The sequence below is a fragment of the Paraburkholderia sp. LEh10 genome, assembly GCF_017814945.1.
GTDB lineage: Bacteria > Pseudomonadota > Gammaproteobacteria > Burkholderiales > Burkholderiaceae > Paraburkholderia.
In genome coordinates, this window is sequence record NZ_JAGIPX010000010.1 from 128 (window position 1) to 19,922 (window position 19,795).

General features: G+C 66.4%; 19 protein-coding genes. 6 read left to right on the forward strand and 13 right to left on the reverse strand.

All coding sequences use genetic code 11. The features are described from left to right. The 4 genes from J8I87_RS10625 to J8I87_RS10640 all read right to left on the reverse strand — a co-directional run. Positions 1-335, reverse strand: a 335-nt coding sequence (locus tag J8I87_RS10625) for a hypothetical protein (RefSeq protein ID WP_209931412.1), incomplete at its 3' end; no start/stop codon positions are given. Next, positions 302-1,684 carry a DUF6513 domain-containing protein gene (locus J8I87_RS10630; RefSeq protein WP_209931413.1) on the reverse strand — a complete coding sequence of 461 codons (1,383 nt, stop codon included), beginning with the start codon at positions 1,682-1,684 and terminating at the stop codon, positions 302-304. The genes J8I87_RS10630 and J8I87_RS10625, both read right to left, overlap by 34 nt. After that, entirely contained in the window at positions 1,663-2,262 is a 600-nt protein-coding gene (locus J8I87_RS10635; protein ID WP_209931414.1) for a flavoprotein, read from the reverse strand. Before J8I87_RS10635 ends, J8I87_RS10630 begins: the two co-directional genes overlap by 22 nt. Positions 2,263-2,269: 7 nt before the next feature. Continuing rightward, positions 2,270-4,372, reverse strand: a complete 2,103-nt coding sequence (locus J8I87_RS10640) for a sigma-54-dependent Fis family transcriptional regulator (RefSeq protein WP_209931415.1) — start codon at positions 4,370-4,372, stop codon at positions 2,270-2,272. Positions 4,373-4,751: 379 nt separating this feature from the next. On the opposite strand from J8I87_RS10640, the gene J8I87_RS10645 reads away from it, so the two are divergent. Further along, the gene (locus tag J8I87_RS10645; protein WP_209931416.1) at positions 4,752-5,225 is read left to right on the forward strand and encodes a dihydroneopterin aldolase; all 474 of its coding nucleotides are present in this window, start codon (positions 4,752-4,754) and stop codon (positions 5,223-5,225) included. 51 nt (positions 5,226-5,276) lie between these two features. Here J8I87_RS10645 and J8I87_RS10650 read toward each other — a convergent pair whose 3' ends face one another. From J8I87_RS10650 to J8I87_RS10690, 9 genes are all read right to left on the reverse strand, one after another. Next, a complete protein-coding gene (locus tag J8I87_RS10650; RefSeq protein WP_209931417.1) occupies positions 5,277-5,690 on the reverse strand; it encodes a hypothetical protein in 414 nt (137 codons plus the stop codon). A 124-nt stretch (positions 5,691-5,814) separates the two neighbouring features. After that, the gene (fae, locus tag J8I87_RS10655; RefSeq protein ID WP_209931418.1) at positions 5,815-6,324 is read right to left on the reverse strand and encodes a formaldehyde-activating enzyme; all 510 of its coding nucleotides are present in this window, start codon (positions 6,322-6,324) and stop codon (positions 5,815-5,817) included. A gap of 135 nt (positions 6,325-6,459) precedes the next feature. Beyond that, positions 6,460-7,452: a triphosphoribosyl-dephospho-CoA synthase gene (locus tag J8I87_RS10660; protein ID WP_209931419.1), complete on the reverse strand. Its 993-nt coding sequence runs from the start codon at positions 7,450-7,452 to the stop codon at positions 6,460-6,462. Then, complete coding sequence (locus J8I87_RS10665) at positions 7,439-8,452, reverse strand: RimK family alpha-L-glutamate ligase (RefSeq protein ID WP_209931420.1); 1,014 nt, start codon at positions 8,450-8,452, stop codon at positions 7,439-7,441. The genes J8I87_RS10660 and J8I87_RS10665 overlap by 14 nt, the downstream gene beginning before the upstream one ends. Beyond that, positions 8,449-9,552 (reverse strand): methenyltetrahydromethanopterin cyclohydrolase, encoded by a 1,104-nt coding sequence (mch, locus tag J8I87_RS10670; RefSeq protein ID WP_209931421.1) that lies wholly within the window; start codon positions 9,550-9,552, stop codon positions 8,449-8,451. Before mch ends, J8I87_RS10665 begins: the two co-directional genes overlap by 4 nt. Next, positions 9,527-10,753, reverse strand: a complete 1,227-nt coding sequence (locus tag J8I87_RS10675) for an ATP-grasp domain-containing protein (RefSeq protein ID WP_209931570.1) — start codon at positions 10,751-10,753, stop codon at positions 9,527-9,529. Before J8I87_RS10675 ends, mch begins: the two co-directional genes overlap by 26 nt. 34 nt (positions 10,754-10,787) lie before the next feature. Continuing rightward, positions 10,788-11,714 carry an NAD(P)-dependent methylenetetrahydromethanopterin dehydrogenase gene (locus J8I87_RS10680; protein WP_209931422.1) on the reverse strand — a complete coding sequence of 309 codons (927 nt, stop codon included), beginning with the start codon at positions 11,712-11,714 and terminating at the stop codon, positions 10,788-10,790. A gap of 93 nt (positions 11,715-11,807) precedes the next feature. Further along, a complete protein-coding gene (locus J8I87_RS10685; protein WP_209931423.1) occupies positions 11,808-12,878 on the reverse strand; it encodes a beta-ribofuranosylaminobenzene 5'-phosphate synthase family protein in 1,071 nt (356 codons plus the stop codon). A 415-nt stretch (positions 12,879-13,293) separates the two neighbouring features. After that, the gene (locus J8I87_RS10690; protein WP_209931424.1) at positions 13,294-13,680 is read right to left on the reverse strand and encodes a 4a-hydroxytetrahydrobiopterin dehydratase; all 387 of its coding nucleotides are present in this window, start codon (positions 13,678-13,680) and stop codon (positions 13,294-13,296) included. Positions 13,681-14,059: 379 nt separating this feature from the next. On the opposite strand from J8I87_RS10690, the gene J8I87_RS10695 reads away from it, so the two are divergent. The 5 genes from J8I87_RS10695 to J8I87_RS10715 all read left to right on the forward strand — a co-directional run bounded on the left by J8I87_RS10695 (position 14,060) and on the right by J8I87_RS10715 (position 19,399). After that, positions 14,060-15,880 carry a methanol/ethanol family PQQ-dependent dehydrogenase gene (locus J8I87_RS10695; RefSeq protein ID WP_209931425.1) on the forward strand — a complete coding sequence of 607 codons (1,821 nt, stop codon included), beginning with the start codon at positions 14,060-14,062 and terminating at the stop codon, positions 15,878-15,880. Between the two features lie 200 nt (positions 15,881-16,080). Next, positions 16,081-16,518 (forward strand): c-type cytochrome, encoded by a 438-nt coding sequence (locus J8I87_RS10700; RefSeq protein ID WP_209931426.1) that lies wholly within the window; start codon positions 16,081-16,083, stop codon positions 16,516-16,518. Positions 16,519-16,606: 88 nt separating this feature from the next. After that, on the forward strand, positions 16,607-17,521 hold the full coding sequence (locus tag J8I87_RS10705) for a substrate-binding domain-containing protein (protein WP_209931427.1): 915 nt from the start codon (positions 16,607-16,609) through the stop codon (positions 17,519-17,521). Continuing rightward, positions 17,518-18,363 (forward strand): hypothetical protein, encoded by an 846-nt coding sequence (locus J8I87_RS10710; protein WP_209931428.1) that lies wholly within the window; start codon positions 17,518-17,520, stop codon positions 18,361-18,363. The genes J8I87_RS10705 and J8I87_RS10710 overlap by 4 nt, the downstream gene beginning before the upstream one ends. Positions 18,364-18,436: 73 nt before the next feature. Further along, complete coding sequence (locus J8I87_RS10715; protein WP_209931429.1) at positions 18,437-19,399, forward strand: LysR family transcriptional regulator; 963 nt, start codon at positions 18,437-18,439, stop codon at positions 19,397-19,399. Positions 19,400-19,795 lie beyond the last annotated feature (396 nt).

A 19,795-nucleotide genomic window follows, 5' to 3' on the forward strand; every position in this document is an offset into this window, starting at 1 on the left:
CGGATGCCAGCGACAGCGGCAAAGGCAACCCGCAATCGCGGATGCCAGCGACAGCGGCAAAGGCAACCCGCAATCGCGGATGCCAGCGACAGCGGCAAAGGCAACCCGCAATCGCTGGCAACGCCCGCGCCGCGAGGCGCATTGCGGATGCCAGCGACAGCGGCAAAGGCAACCCGCAATCGCGGATGCCAGCGCAAAGGCAAAACAAACCGCAATCGCGAAGGATGCCAGCGATAGCGGCAAAAACTCAAATCAAACCACGAATCGCAAAGGCTCGCCCGCGACAGCGCCAACAGCAAGCCTATTCCTTTTTCATCGTCGCGCCCGGCGCACACCACACATCGAGATCCTCCGCGGGCCTCTCAACCTGGCATCCCCAGTCCAGTTGCTGATCCTGATCGAACCTCTTTCCCAACTGCCACGCGATCTCGGCGCGCGCCGTCTGCACACCCATATAAAACGCATGTCCGCCATCGTGTTCGAGCTTCAGATGCGGATAGAGCGCAAACGGATCCTCTTCGACCACGTGCATTTCGCGGTTGTACACATGAATGCCGTCCGTCGTGACCTGCACGCGGAAGTTCGGATCGCGCACCTGTGCGGCGAACGCGGCAATTTCATCAGCGTCGTACGGAAACGGACGCTTCGCGTGCAACGCGCAAAGATCGGCGTCGATGCCCTTCGGCAACACCTGCGCTTCGTGCGCGGCCTCCATCACGCGCCGCGCGACGTCCGCCTCGCGCACCGCCCGCCGCGCGTGCAGGCTGACGGAGGTCGTCAGTACGGCGGATACCCGCAACTCGGCGGCAATGCCGAGCAGCACCGCATTGATCCCGCTCGTATCGGCTTCCGTCAATTCCGTGAGATTGCCAATGCCAAGCATGATCGCGATGTCGGGATAGCGCTCGCGCAGCGCGACATAACGCGCAATCGACGCCGCAAAGCCGAACGGAATCGGATCGAGGATGGGATCGGCGAGAAAGGGCTTGCCGCGCGCCACGAGCGTATCGATGGCCTGATGCAGGGAAGCCGTATCGCGCGGCTCGCGTGCGACGACGACAGGCGTCGCGCTCACTTCGTCTGCGATCCATAGCGTGTCGGCGTTCAGGCTCATCAGGTAGTCGGCGCCCGCGCGGCCTGCGCGCAGCAGTTCATCCGTAACCATCGAATCGACGCTCACACGGTAGCCTTGCGCCTTCAGCATGCGCACGGCGTCTTCGAGATGCGCAAACGGCGTATCGGGCAGACAGCCGATATCGATCACGTCCGCGCCTTGCTGCGCATACTGCTTTGCGCGGGCCGCGATGCCGTCGAGATCGAGCCTCGGCGCATCGACGATCTCCGCGAAGATTTGCGTCGTGTAGCGCGACAGATCGAACTTGCGGGCCGCGTGGCCGAAGTGCTGCGGCAAGTCTTTCGCCTCCTCCGGACCGCGCTCGACGGGTATGCCGAAGTGCTCGCTCAGCGCCGCGAGATCGCCGCGGCAGCGTCCGGGCACGATCATCCGGTCGGCGGCGAGCGGCAGCGCGACGCGCCGGCGGATCATGTCGGCCGTCATCAGCGCGGCGACCTGCAGGCCGATCTCGCGCACTTCCCACGTGAACGGCGCGTCGATCATGCCTGTCAGCACCTGCACGACGCTTTGCTCGGCCAGCCTGCCGGTCAGGAAGACGATGTGTTCCATGCGAGCCCGAGTTTCGATAGCCGATCGCTCAATGCCGCGCGCAGTTCGTCGAGCGAGCGCGCGACGCTCGTGTATTCGATGCGCGCGAGCCGTTCGACGTTCTCCAGTTCGATCGCGCGCGGGCGCACTTCGACCCATTCGTGCGGGCTCTGCGTGATGACGCTCGGCTCGGTGTCGCATGCGAAAACGATGCCGGGCACGCACTGCTTGCCCGCTTGCGCGTAAAGATTGGTCGGCAGCGTGTCGGAGATGCCGAACGCGCATTTGGCGACCGTGTTGCTGGTGGCGGGTGCGATCACGACGGTGTGATAGAAGCCCTCGTACAGCATGCCGACGGGCACGCTGCTCGCGCTGTTGTCGCGCATCACGCGAAAGTGCTCGCGCAACCGCGTGACGGGCCAGCCGTACAGCGGCAGCACTTCTTCGCCGGCCGCGGACAGAAACAGCTCGACGCCCGGCAGCGCGAGCGCGATGTCGATCGATTCTTCGAGCATATGGCCCGAACCTGTGATGCACCACGCGAAGCGCGCGTCGGGGCGAAATTCGCCGGGGCGGCGGGCGGGCGACGGTGCGCTCATGCGTGGATCATTTGGCGGGCGCGGCGTCGTCGGCGCAAGGCTGCGTGCCGTCGTGCGACAGCCGGATGTGCAGTCTGTGCATCTTCCGATATAGCGTGTTGCGGCTGATGCCCAGCGTCTTCGCCACGTTGCTCACGTTCCAGCGATGTTCGTCGAGCAACGCGAGCACCGTTTCGCGTTCCTTGATCTGGATCGCGTTGAGCGCCGACAGGTCGACGTCGTCGTCGAACGGCGGCGCCGGCACTCGCGCCGTTTGCGCGGCTATCTCCGACGAAGCGCGCGCGGGCGTGCCGTTGACGTCATCGACGATTTCCACGGGCAAATGCGCGCAGCGGATATCGGGCCCGTCGCACAACGCAATCGCCATTTGCAGCACGTGCCGCAACTGGCGGATGTTGCCCGGCCACGCGTAGTTGAGCAGCACATGGCGCGCTTCGGCGCTAAGTTCCGGCGGATCGTCGGACTCGCTTTCAAGCAGATGCTGGATCAACGGCAGCAGGTCGGCGCGCTCGCACAGCGGCGGCAGATTGATTTCGATGCCGTTGAGCCGGTAGTACAGGTCTTCGCGGAACAGCCCGCGCTGCACCAGATCGAGCAGATTGCGGTGGCTCGCGCTGATCAGCTGGAAATCCACCTTGATCGTGGTTTCCGCGCCTAGAGGCGTGACCTCCTGCTCCTCCAGCACGCGCAGCAGCCGCGCCTGCAAGGCCATCGGCATGTCGCCGATTTCGTCGAGGAACAGCGTGCCGCCACTGGCCTGCACGATCTTGCCGCGCCGTCCTTCGCGCTGCGCGCCCGTGAACGCGCCCGCGCGATAGCCGAACAGTTCGCTTTCGATCAGCGTCTCGGGCAGCGATGCGCAGTTCACCGCGACGAATGTGCCCGCCGCATTCGGACTGATGCTGTGCAGCGCGTTCGCGAACACCTCTTTGCCTGTGCCCGTCTGGCCCCGCAGGATGATCGGGATCTTGCGCTGGATCACGCGCGCGGCCAGCTGGCTTTGAGCGGCCATGCGCGGGTCGCCGAACTCCAGGTGTGACAGCTTGTCGAGTCCCGCTGCCGCGGGCTTCGCGTCGCGGGCCTCGCGCGGGCTCTTCGCACGCGCGCCGCGGTTGAGCGTCACGTCGCTCCACGGCCCGCGCGCGCTCGACGCCACCTGGTTCGTGCCCGGCATCGCCGTCGCGTCGCGCGGCGTCTGCGCGATCAGGAAGAAGCGGTTGTTGGCGTGCGCGCTGTACACGGTGATCGGGTGGAACGAGCCGCGAATGCTGCGCGCGATCATGTCTTCGAGCGTCGCGCTGAACGCCTCCTCGATCCGCTTGCCGCACAGCTGGTCGGGCGAGCGCAGATCGAGCTGGAACAGCGCGCTGCGATTGACGGCGAGCACGATGCCTTCGTCATCGACGGCGAGCTTGCCCGCGTGCAGCGTGCCGACGAATTCGGGCCGGCTATGAAAGTGGATCGTGTTCGCGCGGCGGTAGCGCGAATCGATCAGACGGTTTTCGATCATCTGCCGCGACATGCCGACCAGCACGAGGGAATGCTGCTGCAGCATCTTCGAGCGGCTCGTCACGTCGAGCACGCCGACGATCTCGCCGCGCTCGTCGAAGATGGGCGCAGCCGAGCAGGTAAGGGCCGTATAGCGCGGATAGAAATGCTCGTGCTGATAGACAGCGAGACATTCGCGTTCCGTCAGGCATGTGCCCATGCCGTTCGTGCCCGCCTCGCGTTCGCTCCACACGGCGCCGACGCGCAAGCCGTCGGCGGCCACCGTCTCGCCGAACGGCACCGACGAAACCTGATGGACGATCACGCCGTTCGCATCGACGAGGATCACGGCCAGATCCGGGTCGGCGAGCTGTTGATACAGCGTGGTCATTTCCAGCTTCGAGCAGGCGATCAGATCGCCGGCTGATTCACGGCGCAGGGTCAGCTCGTGCTGCGTGAGCACGGGCGGCATGACGAAGCGTCCAGGGTCCAGACCGAAATCGACAAGACAGCGTGTCCACGACTGCGCGACAGAGGGGCTCATCGTGCACGTGGCAGGCTGGTTGTTGACGATGTTCAGTACATCCCGGACGTGCGAATCTATGTCAACGAGCGATGACATGAGGGGCGTCTCCGTTGCGCCCGGCCCGGTGCCCATCGCTGTCGCTGGACGGCGGGCCTGCGCTGATCTATGTGTATTTCCCCGCTTGCTTCCCGACGTGCCGCGCGTCTTGCGCGCGCGTATGGCGTATGAATTGCTGGACTGTTATGTCGATTGAATCCGTTCCTGAGCATTCTGCAAACACTGTACAACTCGTATGGCGATACATCAATAAATAGTCGTACCAGTGATTCGCGGTGCGCCTGCTTTTTGCTTCGCATCGTCGAGGGGGTTTGCGGCGGCGACGGCCGAACCGCGACCGGACGATGCGCCGCGGCACGACGCGCGGCTTCATGACCGACGATGCGCCCGACGGCGCGGCCTATGCCGGAGCTTTCACATGGACCGTTTCAATCCAGCCAGCAGTCCCGTTCATTTCACTGTCGTGCTGCCGTCGAGCGCGCGTCCGCAGCCCGCACAGGTGCCGCGTGCCGCGCTCGATATCGTCTATATCGAGGGCTTCGTCGCGCAGACGATCATCGGCATCGATTCGAGCGAACTGCATAAGCCGCAGCCCGTGCAGCTGGATCTCGCGATCGGTGTGCCGTCGCTGCGTGCCTGCGAGACCGATCAGATCGGCGACACGATCAATTACGCCGCTGTGCGCGCCGAGCTGCACGCGCTTCTTGCAACGCACAAAGTGCAGCTGCTGGAGGCGCTGGCTGAGCGGATCGCGCAACTGCTGATCGCCCGGTTCGGCGCCCATTGGGTCCGCGTGAAGCTGTGCAAGCCGGCCAAATTCGACGATGTCGCCGCCGTCGGCGTGGTCATCGAAAGGAACAGCAGCGGGAACAGCAGCGAACGTTTCGGATGAGACGTATGCATCGTGTGTGCCCGATGCTTTCGGCACGCAGGCTCGCGCCGCTTACTTCGACGCGGAAGGCGAGGGCTTAGCGAGCCCGCACGCCTGATACGCCTCTTCCTGCAACGCGCGGTATTTCTTCGTCTGCGCGCGCGCCCGGTCGACGCGGAACTCGTTGCCGCCCTCGCCGCCGAGCGTCGCGTACTTCGAGAACGTCATCTGCTCGACGTAATCGTCGTACGGAAGCGCGGCCGCGATCTTGTCGATCGTGCATGAGCACTTGTAGACATTGGCGAAATCGTGGCCCTTTTCGTCCATGCAGCCGAGCACGTATTCGACGCGGCCTTGCGTCGGGTAGTCGTAGCCCTTCGCGGGCGCGTTGGCGCCACCGGCGTCTGCCGCCGACGCGCGAAGGGGAATCACTGCAACGCACGCGAACGCCGCGACAGCCATGCGCGCGCGATAACGTGAGGTCATGTCAAAGCCTTTAGCGTAGGGTTCTGCATTCGTCCATCAGGCGCGCGCGGCGCGAGGCGCGGCTGTACTCTGCCCGTCCCGCCGCGGCCCGCGCGCGACACTGCTGCACATGCATACCGCGCGCCTAGTTCGGCGCGAACGGATGCGCAACGCTCGACTTCTTCCCGACGACTTCAGCAGCGTTCGGCTCGCCTGCCACCGCACGCTGGAGCGCCTCGCGCGTCGCCTTGTAGTTGAACTCCTGGATCTTCTTGTCGTCGTCGGCTTCCCAGTGGATGAAGACGCCGACGCAGATGAACAGGTCGTCGGCTTCCTCCTTCGGGATCGTGCCGTCCTCGACGCAATCCGCGACGGCGAGCGCGACGGCGTGCTGCGCCGGGCCGAACATCTGCACGGCCTGCTTCGCGCCCTTGATCGTCACCTTGTTGAACATCACGGTATTGGGTTTCGTCATCAGATTCGGCGCGACGACGGCGAGTAGCGAAGTAAAGCCATCCTTGTTGTTGGTGAGCGCGTGGCAAAACGCCGATTCGGCGGCGGAGCCTCGCGGTCCGATCAGCAAGTCGATGTGGGCGACTTCATTGCCTTCGCCGATAAGCGACTCGCCTACCAGGACGCGGTTGATCTTGGCCATGCTGTTCCTCCAGTGATTTGGGTCTGTCGACGTGGGACGAACTCGCGACGCGTGGCCACCCGCCGCGCGTTGTATGAGGGGGACGCACCGCGTTCCCGTCTAACAGGAACCATGCCAATCGCGATGCCGATGCGTTCACGCGCGTTCGGCCGCGAAGCGCGGCGGATCGAGCAGGGCTGCGACGAACAGCGTCGCCACGGTCAGATCGGCGCTCGTGCCTGGGTTGACGCGCCGGGCCTTCAGTTCGGCGTCCCATGCATCGAGCCGCGCGGCGGATGCGGCATCGCCTTCACGGCGCCATTGCGCGTGACGCTCGCGTGCCTCGCCCGTGACACTTTGCGCCACGGCCGCGCCATGCTTGCGCAGTATGTGCGAGTCGGGCCACGTGCCGAGGAATGTCAGAAACACATCGAGCGTGAGCGCGGCCGGGCTCGCGCGCGGCGATATGGCGAGCGCGTCGAGGCCCGCGCCGAAGATGTCCGCAAAGCCGTTCGCATACTGGCGCGCGATGCTGTCGCGCCCCGCCGCGAGCGACATCGCCGCGCGCAGATCGACGGTGGGCGGCGCGTGCACGGATTGCTCGGGCGCGTCGCCGAGCCCGCCGGGGTTTGCGAGCGCGATCGCGCGATAGGCGGCGCGCGCGTCGTCCACCGTGAGCGCGGCCAGCACGCGCCCGACACACGCCTGCCAGCGCGCGGCGTCCGGCGGCGCTGCTTCGCATCCCGCTTCGCAGCCTGCTTCACATCCCGCTTCACATCCCGCCTCGCACCGGGCTTCACATCCTGCTTCACATGCCCCCTCGCAGCCCGCTTCGCACCTCGCCTCGCACGCGGCTTCGAGCGCGGCGGCAAGCGGCGCGACGAGCAGCACGATGCCGAGATTGGTGTTGCATCCCGCGACCTGCCGCGTGCGCGTCACGGCGCCGAGAATGCGCGCGCCGACGCTCGCGCCGCGCGTGAACAATGCGGGCGCGGCGGCCTCGGCGCTGTCGATGAATTGCGTCGCGTCCATCCCGTGCCCCGGGCTCGCGATGCTGACGTTGCCGGGCTTCGCCGTTTCGACATCGAGACGGCAGGCGCGCAGAAACGCGTCAGGCGCGCGCGCGAGGGGATCGTCAGCGGCCCGCATGGATCGGCACGACGGGCACCGTCGACGCGCGGCTCGCGGCGAGCTTGCGGTCGAGCAGATCGTCGGCGAGCGCCGCCGCGATATCGACGGATGTCACCGATTGCAGCCCCCGCCATGCCGCGACGCCGTTCACTTCGAGCACGAGCGGCACGCCGGCGTCATCGGGCATCGAAGGGTCGGGGATCAGGTCGACGCCCGCATAGTCGAGCCCGAGTGCCGCCGCCGCGCGCTCGGCGATGGCAGCGAGCGTCGGTTCGAGCGCGCAAGGCTCGCAGCGCGCGCCGCGTGCGACGTTGTGTATCCAGCCGCGCCCGCCGCTGCGCCGCATCGCGGCCACCGCACGGCCGCCGATCACCAGCACGCGCCAGTCGAAGCCCGCGCGCCGCGCGCGGGCCGTGCCGACGAAGCGCTGCAGATACGCGACCTGCTGATAGCTGCGCAGGGAGGGCAGCGGCGTCAGCGAACCGCACGCGCCGGCGCGTGTCGCTTGCGAGCCGAGCCGCCGCAGCCCTTTGCCCTGCGAGCCGAACAGCGGCTTCATCACGACCTGGCGGGCGGCCGCCGTTTCGCGCATCAGCACGCGTTGCGCGAACGCCGCCGATTCCGTCGCCCAGGCGGGCGGCGTCGGCACGCCCGCGCGGTGCAGCAAAAAGCTCGTCATCGATTTGTCGACGCTGCGCTCGATGGCGCGCGCATCGTTGTAGACGGGCACGCCGCACTCGCGCAGCGCGTGCAGGATGCCCAGGCGCAGCGTCACCTGTTCGAAGGTGCCGCCCGCGATGCCGCGTACGAAGACGGCGTCGGGCACCTCGCGCGCGAAGCCCGGAATCGCGACGCCATACGGCGACCATGACGTGTCGATGCGGCATGCGGCGAGATCGACGCAGCGCGCGTCCACGCCGCGCGCGCGGAACGCCTTCTTGAGCCGGCCCGTGTGCCAGCCGGTCTCGTCCGTCATGATCGCGACGCGCAGTCCAGACGCGACGGCGGCATCGCTCATGGCGCCCCCGTACTGGTGACGCCCGGCGTGCCCGGCGCGGCGGCCGGCTCGCTGGCCGCGTCGAACGCATCGCCTTGCCACAGCGCATGCAGCAGCGCGCCGTCGAGCCGCCCGCCGCGATACGTCGCGCCGCTTTCGAGACTGCTGGCCCACACCTCGGCGGGCGCGAACAGCGACGGATCGATCTGATAGAAGTCGTGGTTGAACGACGCGAAGATGTCGGCGAACGGCCGTCCGTAGTCGCGCGAGTTCGACGACGGCAATTCGGCCGCGAGCCGCCGCGCGGTGGCGTCGCGGGTCACGGTCAGATGCACGCGCCCGCCGTAGAGGATCGCGTCGTTGGTGCGGCCCATCGCGGCAAGCGCATCGGGCGCGGGCGGCGGCAGCGGCGCGGTGCCGCTCGCTTCGACGATCTCGCCGAGCGGCACGCCGAGCACATGTGTCTTGTGCAGCGCGACTTCGACCACGCGCGCGACGATCTGCACCGTGCCCGCGACAGACTGTGTCGGCGTGACGATCACGGTCAGCCGCTCGGGCGCGAGAGCGCAGTCGCCGGCGATTTTTTCGAGCACCGCTTGCGGCGGCGGCTGGCCGACTTCCATCACGAGCACGCCCGCGTCATGGACGTCGCGATAGCCGAGCTCGTCGAAAAGCGTCTCCTTGCCGGCTAGCGCGCGCGCCGGGCCCGAGCCGAGCGAAAAGAACTTGTTGCCGTGGTTCTGCTCGCGCGTCGCCGAAAGGCTCCAGCCCGCGTACTGGCTGCCGAGGCAGGCGAGCACGGGCGCGGACGTGTGGACTTCGATCGTCGCAGGCCAGAGCGGCTCGTGCTCGCTGCTCGCGCGCGTCTCGACGCGGCCGAGGCCGCCCATGCAGATGCGCGCGATCATCACGCCCGCTTCGACGCCGCCCGCTGCCGCGACGCCCGCATCGACGATCGTCGGCCCGAACGCGTGGCGCGACGACGCGATGCGCAGCCGCGCCGCGTCGATGAGCAATTGCGCGACGAGCGGCGCGGCGAGCGCGTTGACGCTGGGCGCGTCGCGGGCGATGGGCGGCGACGCGCTGCCGCCGGATTCAGCCGTGTGTGTCGACGAGTTCATGGCAGGGCTCGGTACGGGTGTCGATGGTTGGCGAAAGACGTTGCAGCAGGCGTTGCGTGTGGCGTTGCAGTTCGCGTGACAGCGCGGCCGTCGAGTCGCCCGTCACGAGCACTGTGCAGACGGGCTGGCCCGCTTCGATCCGCGTGCCCCGGTTCGGAATGTCGTGGCAGACGGGGTCGACGAAGAGGGTGTCGCTCAAGCGGCGCGTGACGCTCAGCGTGTGGGCTGCGAAGACGACCTGTTGTGCGACGCGGCATTGCGGCGCGCCGTTGCGCCCGCCGGGCAGGCGCTCGTGCAGGCAGGCGTCGATATGCGCGGCGACGAGGCCGCGCGGCCATGCATCGCGCGATGCGCGCTCGTACAGCGCCATCGTCGACGACGGGCGCGCGTTGATTTCGAGCACGCTGATCGCGTCGCCGTCCAGCAGAAAATCGAGGCTGTTGAGTCCGCGCAGGCTGGCGCGCGCGGCAATCGAGCGGACGGCGTAATCGATCTGCCCGGCGATCCGGGCGGGCAGATCGACGGGCCCGAGCGACCCCGCGTGCACATACGGCAACGCGCCGCTCGCGATGCAGCGGTGCTCCGCAAAGCCGACGATCGATACTTCGCGCCGCGCAGCGAGAAAGAGCGCCGACATCGGCAGTCCCTTTTGCACACGCTGAAAATAGCCGGACGAATGTTCGTCTGCATTGCCGAGCGGAACAACATGTGTGCCGCCGCAGCCATCAGCGTGCTTGCGCAGCCATCCTCCGGGGTGTGCGGGCCGCTCGAAGGCGACCTCGGGATGCGCGATGCCAAGCTCGTCGAGCAACGCGAAGAAGCGCGCCGGATCGCGCACCGTGGCCGTCGCGTGCGCATCGCTGCCGATCAGCCGCGGCAGGCGTGACATGCGGTGCAGCGCGGCCAGATGGGGCTCCGTGCCGCTGCCCGCAATCAAGCCCAACAGGCGCGGCAGCCGTGTGACCCGCTCGAGCGCGGCGTGCAATTTGTCGGGATCGATCGACAGACGGGCGCCGCCGATATCGATCCACAGCTTCGCGTAACGGCGTGTGTCGCGGTCGCCGAACACGTCGAGCGCCGCCACCTGATAGCCCGCCTGCGCGGCGGACTGCGCCAGCATGCGCGCGGACAGGCCCGCGACCGCGACGAACGGCGTGCATGCGGCAACACGCGCACGCGCTGCGGCAAGGCGGCCCGTCATCACGGACGATGCGTGCATCGTATCGCCTCCTGCGCTAGCTGCGCTCGGCGACGACCGCGCGCGCTTCGTCGAATGCTTCCGCGAAGCCCAGATAGGCGGCCTTGCCCGCCGTTCGCATGCGCGTGAACAGACGATGTTCGACCTGGTACTTCACGTTGCCGATCGCCAGTGCGCCGATGCCGATCGCGTCGGGCCGCGCCGCGCCCGCGAGCGGCTTGCCGTCGTCCATCACGTTGACGCCCGCGATGCCCTCGGGCGGCACGGCGTTGACGTCGGCGGCGATCACCAGCCGCTGTGCCTGTGCGAGATCGGCGGCGCTCACGATCTGCACTCCCGCTGCCGCCGTCGCGAAGACGATATCCGCGTGTGCGAGCGCGGCGTGCAGCGACTCGCGCGTGCCCGTGCCCAGGCCCGACGTCTTGACGCCGAACCGCTCGTCGATGTCCTGGCTCGCGCGCTGGGCGCGCGCCGCGTCGGAATGGCTCGCGATCACGACCTGTGCGCCGAGCGTCGCGGAGATCGCCGCGGTGACACGGCCCACCGCGCCCGTGCCGCCGAGGACCAGCACCTGCTTGCCCTTGAACTCGTCGCCGTACTGCGCTTTCAGATGTGCCTCGACGAGCGCGACGAGCGCCGCTGACGTCGTGTACGCGCCGCTCGGGTCGGCGAACACGGAGACTTCGAACGGCGGCACCATCGCTTCGCGCGCGCGTTCGAGCATGTCGGCGGCGAGCATCACGTCGCGCCCGCCGATGAAGATGCCCGTGCGCGACACGCCTTTCGGGCCGCGCGAAAAGATGGCGTCCTGGGTCAGCTGCACGACGTTGCGCACGTCGACGTCGCAGTACGGCACGAGAATCTGATAACCGGCATCGGCCGCCATGTTGACGTCGAACGGACTCATCTGCGGCGTCGGCGTGAACATGTGCAGGATGTAAGGCCTTTCAGTGGTTTGGGACATGGCGTCGGCTCATTCGTAGTCGGTAGCGGGGCGTGCGCGACGGGCTGGCGCGCACTCATTCGATCCAGCGGCGGGCGCGGGCCGTCCGGCTCATCATGCGTCGATGCCGAAGTGCGGCTGCTGCACGGCATAGAAGCGCGCGCCGTGATTGCGGCCGCGCGTGACGGAGCACACGATGCCGGGAAATGCGCGCGTCGCCGCGCGCGCTGCCGCAAGCGCTTCATCGGCGTGGCGCGAGCTTTGCACGATCGCAAAGCCTGTCGGTCCCCACGAGCTCTGGCCGACGCCCGCGTGCTGTTTCGCGGCGATGGCCTGCATCGCCGCCGCGACGGCAGGGCTCGAATAGACACCGCCCTGCACGGGCGCGAAATATCCGCCGATCGACTGCTGGATCGCGGTGACACCCGCGGCGAACGCGTCGAAGTCGGATTGCGCGATGCCGGGCAGCACGCGCATCAGCAACTGATGACAGACGCGCGCGGCCAGCGCCTCGGGGAAGGGCGGCAGTGCGGCGAGGCCGCGCCGCTCTTCGTCGCCATGCAGACCTGCGCGCGTGGTGTCGTCGATCAGCACGATGCGCCAGTCGTCGGGAAACGGCTGGCGTGAGACGAGCGGCGGCAACGCGGCCGCGTGCGCCTCGCGCGATCCCGCGCGTGCCGGTGAAGACGTCGTCGCGCGGCCGGGACCGCCGTCGACGATCAGTCCGCCGTGATCGAAACCCAGCACGCCGATGCCGGAGCGCGCGCCTCGCCCGAGCCGTTGCGCGAGTTCCGCCGTCGTCGCGCAAATGCCGGCGAGGCGCGCGTATGCGGTGCCCACGGCCAGCGCGAGCTGCGTGCCGGAGCCGATGCCGCAGTGCGGGCGCGCGGCCTGGTCGAGTTCGATCGAAGCGGGCGGGCCGCCGTATGCGTCGTGCAGCAGTGCGAGGTAGCGGGCGATGCGCTCGTGCTGCGCGTCGGTGAGCGCGCCTTCGACACGCATGTCGTCGGCGTGCCGCGCGGTGACGCGCGTGCCACATCCTTCGATGACAAGGCCGACGCTGCCGAACGCGCGTCCGAGCGAGCCGCCGGGATCGAGAAAGCCCATATGCAGCCGGCCGGGTGCTTCCACGGTGATCGCCGAGATGGCAGGCAGGGCCGACGAGCGTTCGGATGGCATCCGCATGCGAAAGCTTCCTTTTCGAATGTGCATGGGTACGGCCTGATGTACCGCCGCAGCGGTGCGCGGCATCCAGGTCTCAGGCAAGAGCCGTACCATTGGCGCTGCGGCGCGGGCGGGCGTGCGTGCGCGCGCTCGCGGGCGCTGGCGCACGTGCGCGGCGGAACGTGGCATGGACGCGGGCGCAACGCGGCATGAGCGCGGCATGTACGCGGCATGAGCGCGGCATGAGCGCGGCATGAACGCGGCATGAACGCGGCATGGCGCGCGCTCGCCGCGACATCGCGTGTCAGATGCGGCACAGCGATGGGCGGCGGCGTGACGGCGTGTCACGCGCCGCCGCCGAGGCAGCCGACGGCCTCAAGCCGCATCGACGCCGCATCGAACCCGAATCAAAGCCTCGAAAGCCGCCGATGCGCCGTCAAGCCTTCGGCGCGTCGTACTTGATATAGCGGAAGCGCTGATCGTCCGACGGTGTGCCTTCGAGCGGCCCGCCTTCCTTGCCCGGCTGCCACTGGATCACTTCCTCGATCTTGCGGGCGAGCGCGAAGTCCTTGTCGGTGATCCCCTTCGCGGAATGCGTCTTCAGCTTGACGACGACAAATGCATACGACACGGTCAGATCCGGGTGATGCCACGCCGCCTCGGCGAGATGGCCGACCGTGTTGACGACCATCAGTGTGCCCTTCCAGCTTTCCGTGCGGTATTTGCGCCGCAGCCAGCCGTCCTCCATATACCAGTGCTGCAACGGACCTTCGAGTTTCTTCTGGACTTCCTCGTCGGAATACACCTGTTCGCTTTGCGCCATGGCGGACCTCCGCTCGTCTCGTGAGATGGGTGTCGCATAGGGAAGCTTAGTCCCCGTATCCGGTTTGCAAAGCAGGATCGCGAAATGGCTGACAGGCGGCCATCAGGCACGGATGCGACCCCGCTGATGTATTGCGTATCTGACACAGAATGTCCCGCCGTCCGTGGCGAAGCGCCACACGTTGACGCCGGCAGGCCGCATGGCGCCGCGCCGCATCGACCGGCATGGAATATGCAAACCGCCGTCATACGCATGAGCCGGGCAATGGACCCGGCGCAGCTCAGGCGTTACCTGCATCCAGAGGCGCGGCTGGAGCACACGGTAGCGTGTCATCGGTAACTGGACGGATTCAACCCAGTATCACCCATCTGGAGGAGACATGAACGTACGCACCCTGGTTCTCGGACTGGCGGTGTTGGTTGCGACGGCGCTGAACTCGTTCCTGGCTTATGCCGATCCGCAACTGGACTCGCTGATCAAGAACCCATCGAACTGGGCGGCGCAGGCAGGTGACTATTCGAATCACCGCTACAGCCCGCTCAAGCAGATCAACGAAGGCAATGTCGGCAAGCTGCAAGTCGCATGGACGATGTCGACGGGCGTGCTGCGCGGTCACGAAGGCTCGCCCCTCGTGATCGGCGACACGATGTATATCCACTCGCCGTTCCCCAACAAGGTCATCGCGGTCAACCTGAAGGACCAGACCTTCCTGTGGCAGTACGAGCCGAAGCAGGACGCTGCCGTGATTTCCGTGATGTGCTGCGACACCGTCAACCGCGGGCTCGCGTATGGCGACGGCAAGATCTTCCTGCAACAGGCCGACACAACGCTCGTCGCGCTGAACGCGAAGACAGGCGAAGTCGTGTGGAAGGCGCAGAACGGCAATCCGAAGGCGGGTGAAACCAACACCAATGCGCCGCACGTATTCGGCGACAAGGTGCTGACGGGCATCTCCGGTGGAGAGTTCGGCGTGCGCGGCCGCCTGATCGCCTATGACATCAAGACGGGCAAGGAAGTGTGGAAGGCCTACAGCACAGGGCCCGACAACGAGATGCTGCTCGACCCGCAGCAGACGATGACCTGGGCCGACGGCAAGTTGCAGCCCGTCGGCGCGGACTCGTCGATCAAGAGCTGGAAGGGCGATCAGTGGAAGCTCGGCGGCGGCACCACATGGGGCTGGTACGCGTGGGACCCGAAGCTCAACCTTGTCTACTACGGCACGGGCAATCCGGGCACGTGGAATCCGACGCAGCGCCCCGGCGACAACAGATGGTCGATGTCGATCTTCGCACGCGATCTGAATACGGGGAAGGCGAAGTGGGTCTATCAGATGACGCCGCACGACGAATGGGATTATGACGGCGTCAACGAAATGATCCTCTCCGACATTCCGATGAACGGCAAGAAGGTGCCCGCCATCGTGCACTTCGACCGCAACGGCTTCGGCTATACGCTGAATCGCGAAACGGGCGAACTGCTGGTCGCGAGCAAGTACGACCCGGCCGTGAACTGGGCTGATCGCGTCGATCTGCAAAGCGGCCTGCCGATCCGCAACGCTGCCTACTCGACGCAAAAGGCGGGTCCCGATCACAACGTCAAGGGCATTTGCCCGGCGGCGCTCGGATCGAAGGACGAGCAGCCGGCCGCGTTCGATCCGTCGTCGAACCTGTTCCTCGTGCCGACCAACCACGTCTGCATGGACTACGAGCCGTTCGACGTCGATTACGTGTCGGGTCAGCCGTATGTAGGCGCGACGCTGTCGATGTATCCCGGTCCTAACGAAAACGGCGCGATGGGCAACTTCATCGCGTGGGATGCGGCGAAGGGCAAGATCGTCTGGTCGAAGCCCGAGCGCTTCTCCGTGTGGTCGGGCGCGCTCGCCACGGCAGGCGGCATCGTCTTCTACGGCACGCTGGAAGGCTACATCAAGGCAGTGCGCATCAAGGACGGCAAGGAGCTGTGGAAGTTCAAGACGCCGTCGGGGATTATCGGCAACGTCTTCACGTATGAGTATCAGGGCAAGCAGTACGTCGGCGTGTATTCGGGCATCGGCGGCTGGGCGGGCATCGGCATGGCGGCCGGCCTCGAAAAGTCGACGGAAGGCCTGGGCGCCGTCGGCGGCTACCGCGCGCTGGCGAAGTACACGGCGCTTGGCGGCACGCTGTTCATCTTCGCCATTCCGGGCGGAACGAACGGCTGAACGCGAACGCCGTCCGGCAGTTTCGCAGCAGTAACGCGGCCGAAGGCGCCTGCACGCGGTCTTCGGCTGTGACAAAACATCGAACGGGCGCCGGCGGCGCGCCGCATGCGCGCCGCACGGCCGCCTGGTTGCAGTCGAAGAGCAGCTTCAATCGGGATCACGCCCCCATGTAGCGTGATCGCAAAAAGGGAGACGAACGCATGAAAGGCCGCGTTGTGCTGTCGCTTGCAGGTGCGTCACTGGTGTTGTGCGCTTTACCTGTTGTCATGACCGAAAGCTGGGGGCAGTCGTCGGACGCGCCCCAGGTCCAGAAGGTCGCCTACAAGGTCGTCGACGGCAACAAGGTCGACAACGATACGCTGCTGGGATGGAAGACCTGGCGCGCGCTCGCCTGTGAACGCTGCCACGGCGCAAAGCAGGAAGGCCTTGTCGGTCCGTCGCTGATCGAAGCCTTCAAGACGCTGGACAAGAACGAGTTTCATCGCACCGTGTTCGGCGGGCGGGTCGACAAGGGCATGCCCGACTTCAGTACGAGCCAGATGATGCAGAAGAACTGGGAAAACCTCTACGCGTACCTGAAGGGCCGCTCCGACGGCAAGATTGAGCCAGGCGACCTGAAGGCGATCGATGCAAAGTGAGCACAGTGACCTCGTGCGATGCTGCGTGACGCGCCGTCGTGAGATGGATCGCGCCGCGCTTCGCATGACGCAAACCCAGGAGACCGTCATGTCCGATCGCAGAAATTCCGCCGTCCGAGTTGCCTGTGCCACGCTGGCGCTCTGCTGCGCCTGGGCGCTCACGCCTTGTGCTCGCGCGCAGGGCACAAACGCGCCGGATCTGCCGAACAACGACGGCGCGGACAAGGTGCTGCGCGTATGCGCGGACCCGAACAACATGCCGTTGTCGAACGACAAAGGCGAGGGCTATGAGAACAAGATCGCGGCCGCGATGGCCAAAGACTTCGGCTACCAGCTCGAATACACGTATTTTCCGCAGCGCATGGGTTTCGTGCGCCATACGCTGCGCGACAAGGTGCCCAACACCGAGCAGTTCAAATGCGACCTCATCATCGGAGTGCCGCACGGCTACGACATGACATCGACGACGCGGCCCTGGCTGCATTCGACGTACGCGATGGTGTTCGTCAAGCGCCCCGAGTTCGCGAATATCAACACGCCGTCCGATCTGCTGAAGCTGCCGCCCGACCAGCTCAAGAAGCTCAGGCTCGGCATTTTTTCGCAGACGCCCGCTGTCGACTGGCTGCTGACCAACAATCTGATCGACCAGGCGGTGTCGTATCAGGCGCAAAGCGGCGACCCGAATGCGTTCCCCGGCGAGATGATCCAGCATGACCTCGCGAAGGGCAATGTCGATGCCGTGTTCATCTGGGGGCCGATTGCGGGCTACTTCGCGAAGCGCGAAGGCGATCGCGTGAAGCTCGTGCCATTTCCGCCGCAGCAGGGCATCCGTTTCGACTATGAAATCTCGATGGGCGTGCGCTATGGCGAGAAGGCGTGGCGGGACAAGATCGACCAGTGGATCGGCTCGCATCAGGACACGATCAATCAGATTCTGATCAGCTACGAGGTGCCGCTGCTGCCGCTGGCGAGCGCGCCCGTCGCATCGGAAGCGCCGAAATGATCCGCGCTCGCGGAGCAGGTGCGCGCGTGCGCGCGCTTGCGCTTTCGTGTGCGTTTTGCCGTGCGCTTTCCGCGCGCGGCGTGACGGCGCGCGCGGCGCTCGCTTCTTCGTTGATGATGTCGCTGATGATGCCGCAGTGGGCGTTGCACCCCGCGATGGCGGCCGACACCACCCAGGCCGACACGACCCCGATCGCGCCCGCCGAAAAGCTGCTGTTTCTTACGCCTCATCTGCATGGTGTCGCACCGCAGACGGAGCTCGATTACTCGCTCGTCGTATCCGCGCCGCCCGACAAGCGGACGGACCGGATCCGGGTGCTCGTCGCGAGCGCGGATAACGTGGACAGCGACGCGACCGTGAGCGACGCGAGCGGGAAGGTGCAATTGCCTGCGAATCTGCCGTGCAATCCTGTGATCCTGTATTTTCTCGAACGCGACATCGCGGAGATGGAGCAGTTGACGGGCGGCCAGCGGCGCTATTTCCAGCAGCGCGTGCGGCTCGCGCTGGCGGCGGGGCCGCCCATCACCGAGGCGACGGTCCAGTTGGACGGCAAGCCCGTGAAGGCGCACAAGATCGTGATTCAGCCGTATCTGAACGATCCGAACGCACAGCGCTTCCCGAAGTTCACGAGCAAGCGTTATACGTTCGTGCTCGCCGATGGCGTGCCCGGCGGCGTGTCGCTGCTGCGCACCGATGTGCCCGGCGCCAACGACGATTTCGCGCATCCGCTGAAAACGGAATCGCTGAGCTACGAAGGCGCGTTGCGCAAGCTGCAGCCGCCCGCGCACGGCGCGTCGTCGCCATCGACGAAGCCTGCCAACGGGCCACGGGCGAGTCGCTGAAGCAGTCGGGTTATTGCGCGTATCGGCGCGCGGCGGCGCGTGCTGCCCGCCGCTGCGCGATGGGAACCGCTTCATGAATCTGATCCGCTCGCTGACGCTGCGGCAACTGCAGATCTTCGTGATCGCGAGCCGTTTGCCGAGCTTCGCGCGCGCGGCGGAGGAACTGCATCTGACGCAGCCTGCCGTGTCGATGCAGATCCGCCAGCTGGAAGAAGCCATCGGCATGCCGCTCTTCGAGCGGGTCGCGCGGCGGCTGACGTTGACGGAAGCGGGTGAGCGCCTGTCGCATCACGCGAGCCGCATTCTCGGCGAGATCAAGGACGCCGAGGACACGATGACTTCGCTCGCGCAAGCCGATAGCGGGACGATTGCCGTGAGCATCGTGAGTTCCGCGACCTACTTTGCGCCGAAGCTGCTTGCGCTGTATTCGAAGCAGTATCCGAAGGTCGACGTGCATTTCTCGGTCGGCAATCGGGAGATGCTGTTGCGGCTGCTACATGACAATGCGACGGATCTCGCCATCATGGGCCGGCCGCCGCCCGAGCTCGGCACGACGGCCGAGCCGCTTGCCTATCATCCGCATGTGATCATCGCGCCCGTCACGCATCCGTTGCGTCTTGCGCGCCGATTCGATCTGCAGGAACTCGCGGGCGACACTTTCCTGCTGCGCGAGCCGGGGTCGGGGACGCGCGCCGTCGCTGAACATACGTTCCGGCAGCATCTATTCACGCCTGCGCGCTGCGTGACGCTCGGCAGCAACGAAACGATCAAGCAGGCGGTGATGGCGGGCATGGGCGTGAGTCTGATTTCGTTGCATACGCTTGCGCTTGAATTGCGGACGGCGGAGATCGCGCTGCTGGATGTGAACGGAATGCCCGTTGAACGCACGTGGCAGATCGTGCATTTGAGTTCGAAGCAGTTGTCGCCGACGTGTGTGGTTTTCCGTCGTTTCCTGCTCGAGCATGCGGCGCCTTTTCTTGAGCGGGAGTATGCGGAGTTGATCCGGCCATTGGCGGTGGCCGCTGCGCGGCGGTGATGGTGTGGTTGCCGCTGGCGCTGTTTGCTCTGCCGCTATCGCTGGCATCCGCGATGCGCCTCGCGGCGCGGGCGTTGCCCCTGTGCGGGGCGGCACCTACTTTCTTTGCCGCGGCAAAGAAAGTAGGCAAAGAAAGCCGCTCACCCCGCCAACCCTTGACGTTTATCCACGGGCCCCCAACGTCCCCACGTTTATTGCGGCAGTGTGCTCGCCCACGCCCGTTGCCTGCACATTGAGCGGCGCCTCACCCGCTTCATGCCCCCGCGTTGCAGACCACGCCCCAGATTATCCGGCGCCCCCATGCGGCAAACCTATGTAGGCATTCGCGCGATCAGAACAGCGTCGCTGCGCGATGTCTCTGCGCTGTTAGAGCGCTGCCCTGAGAGGCGCGACGAC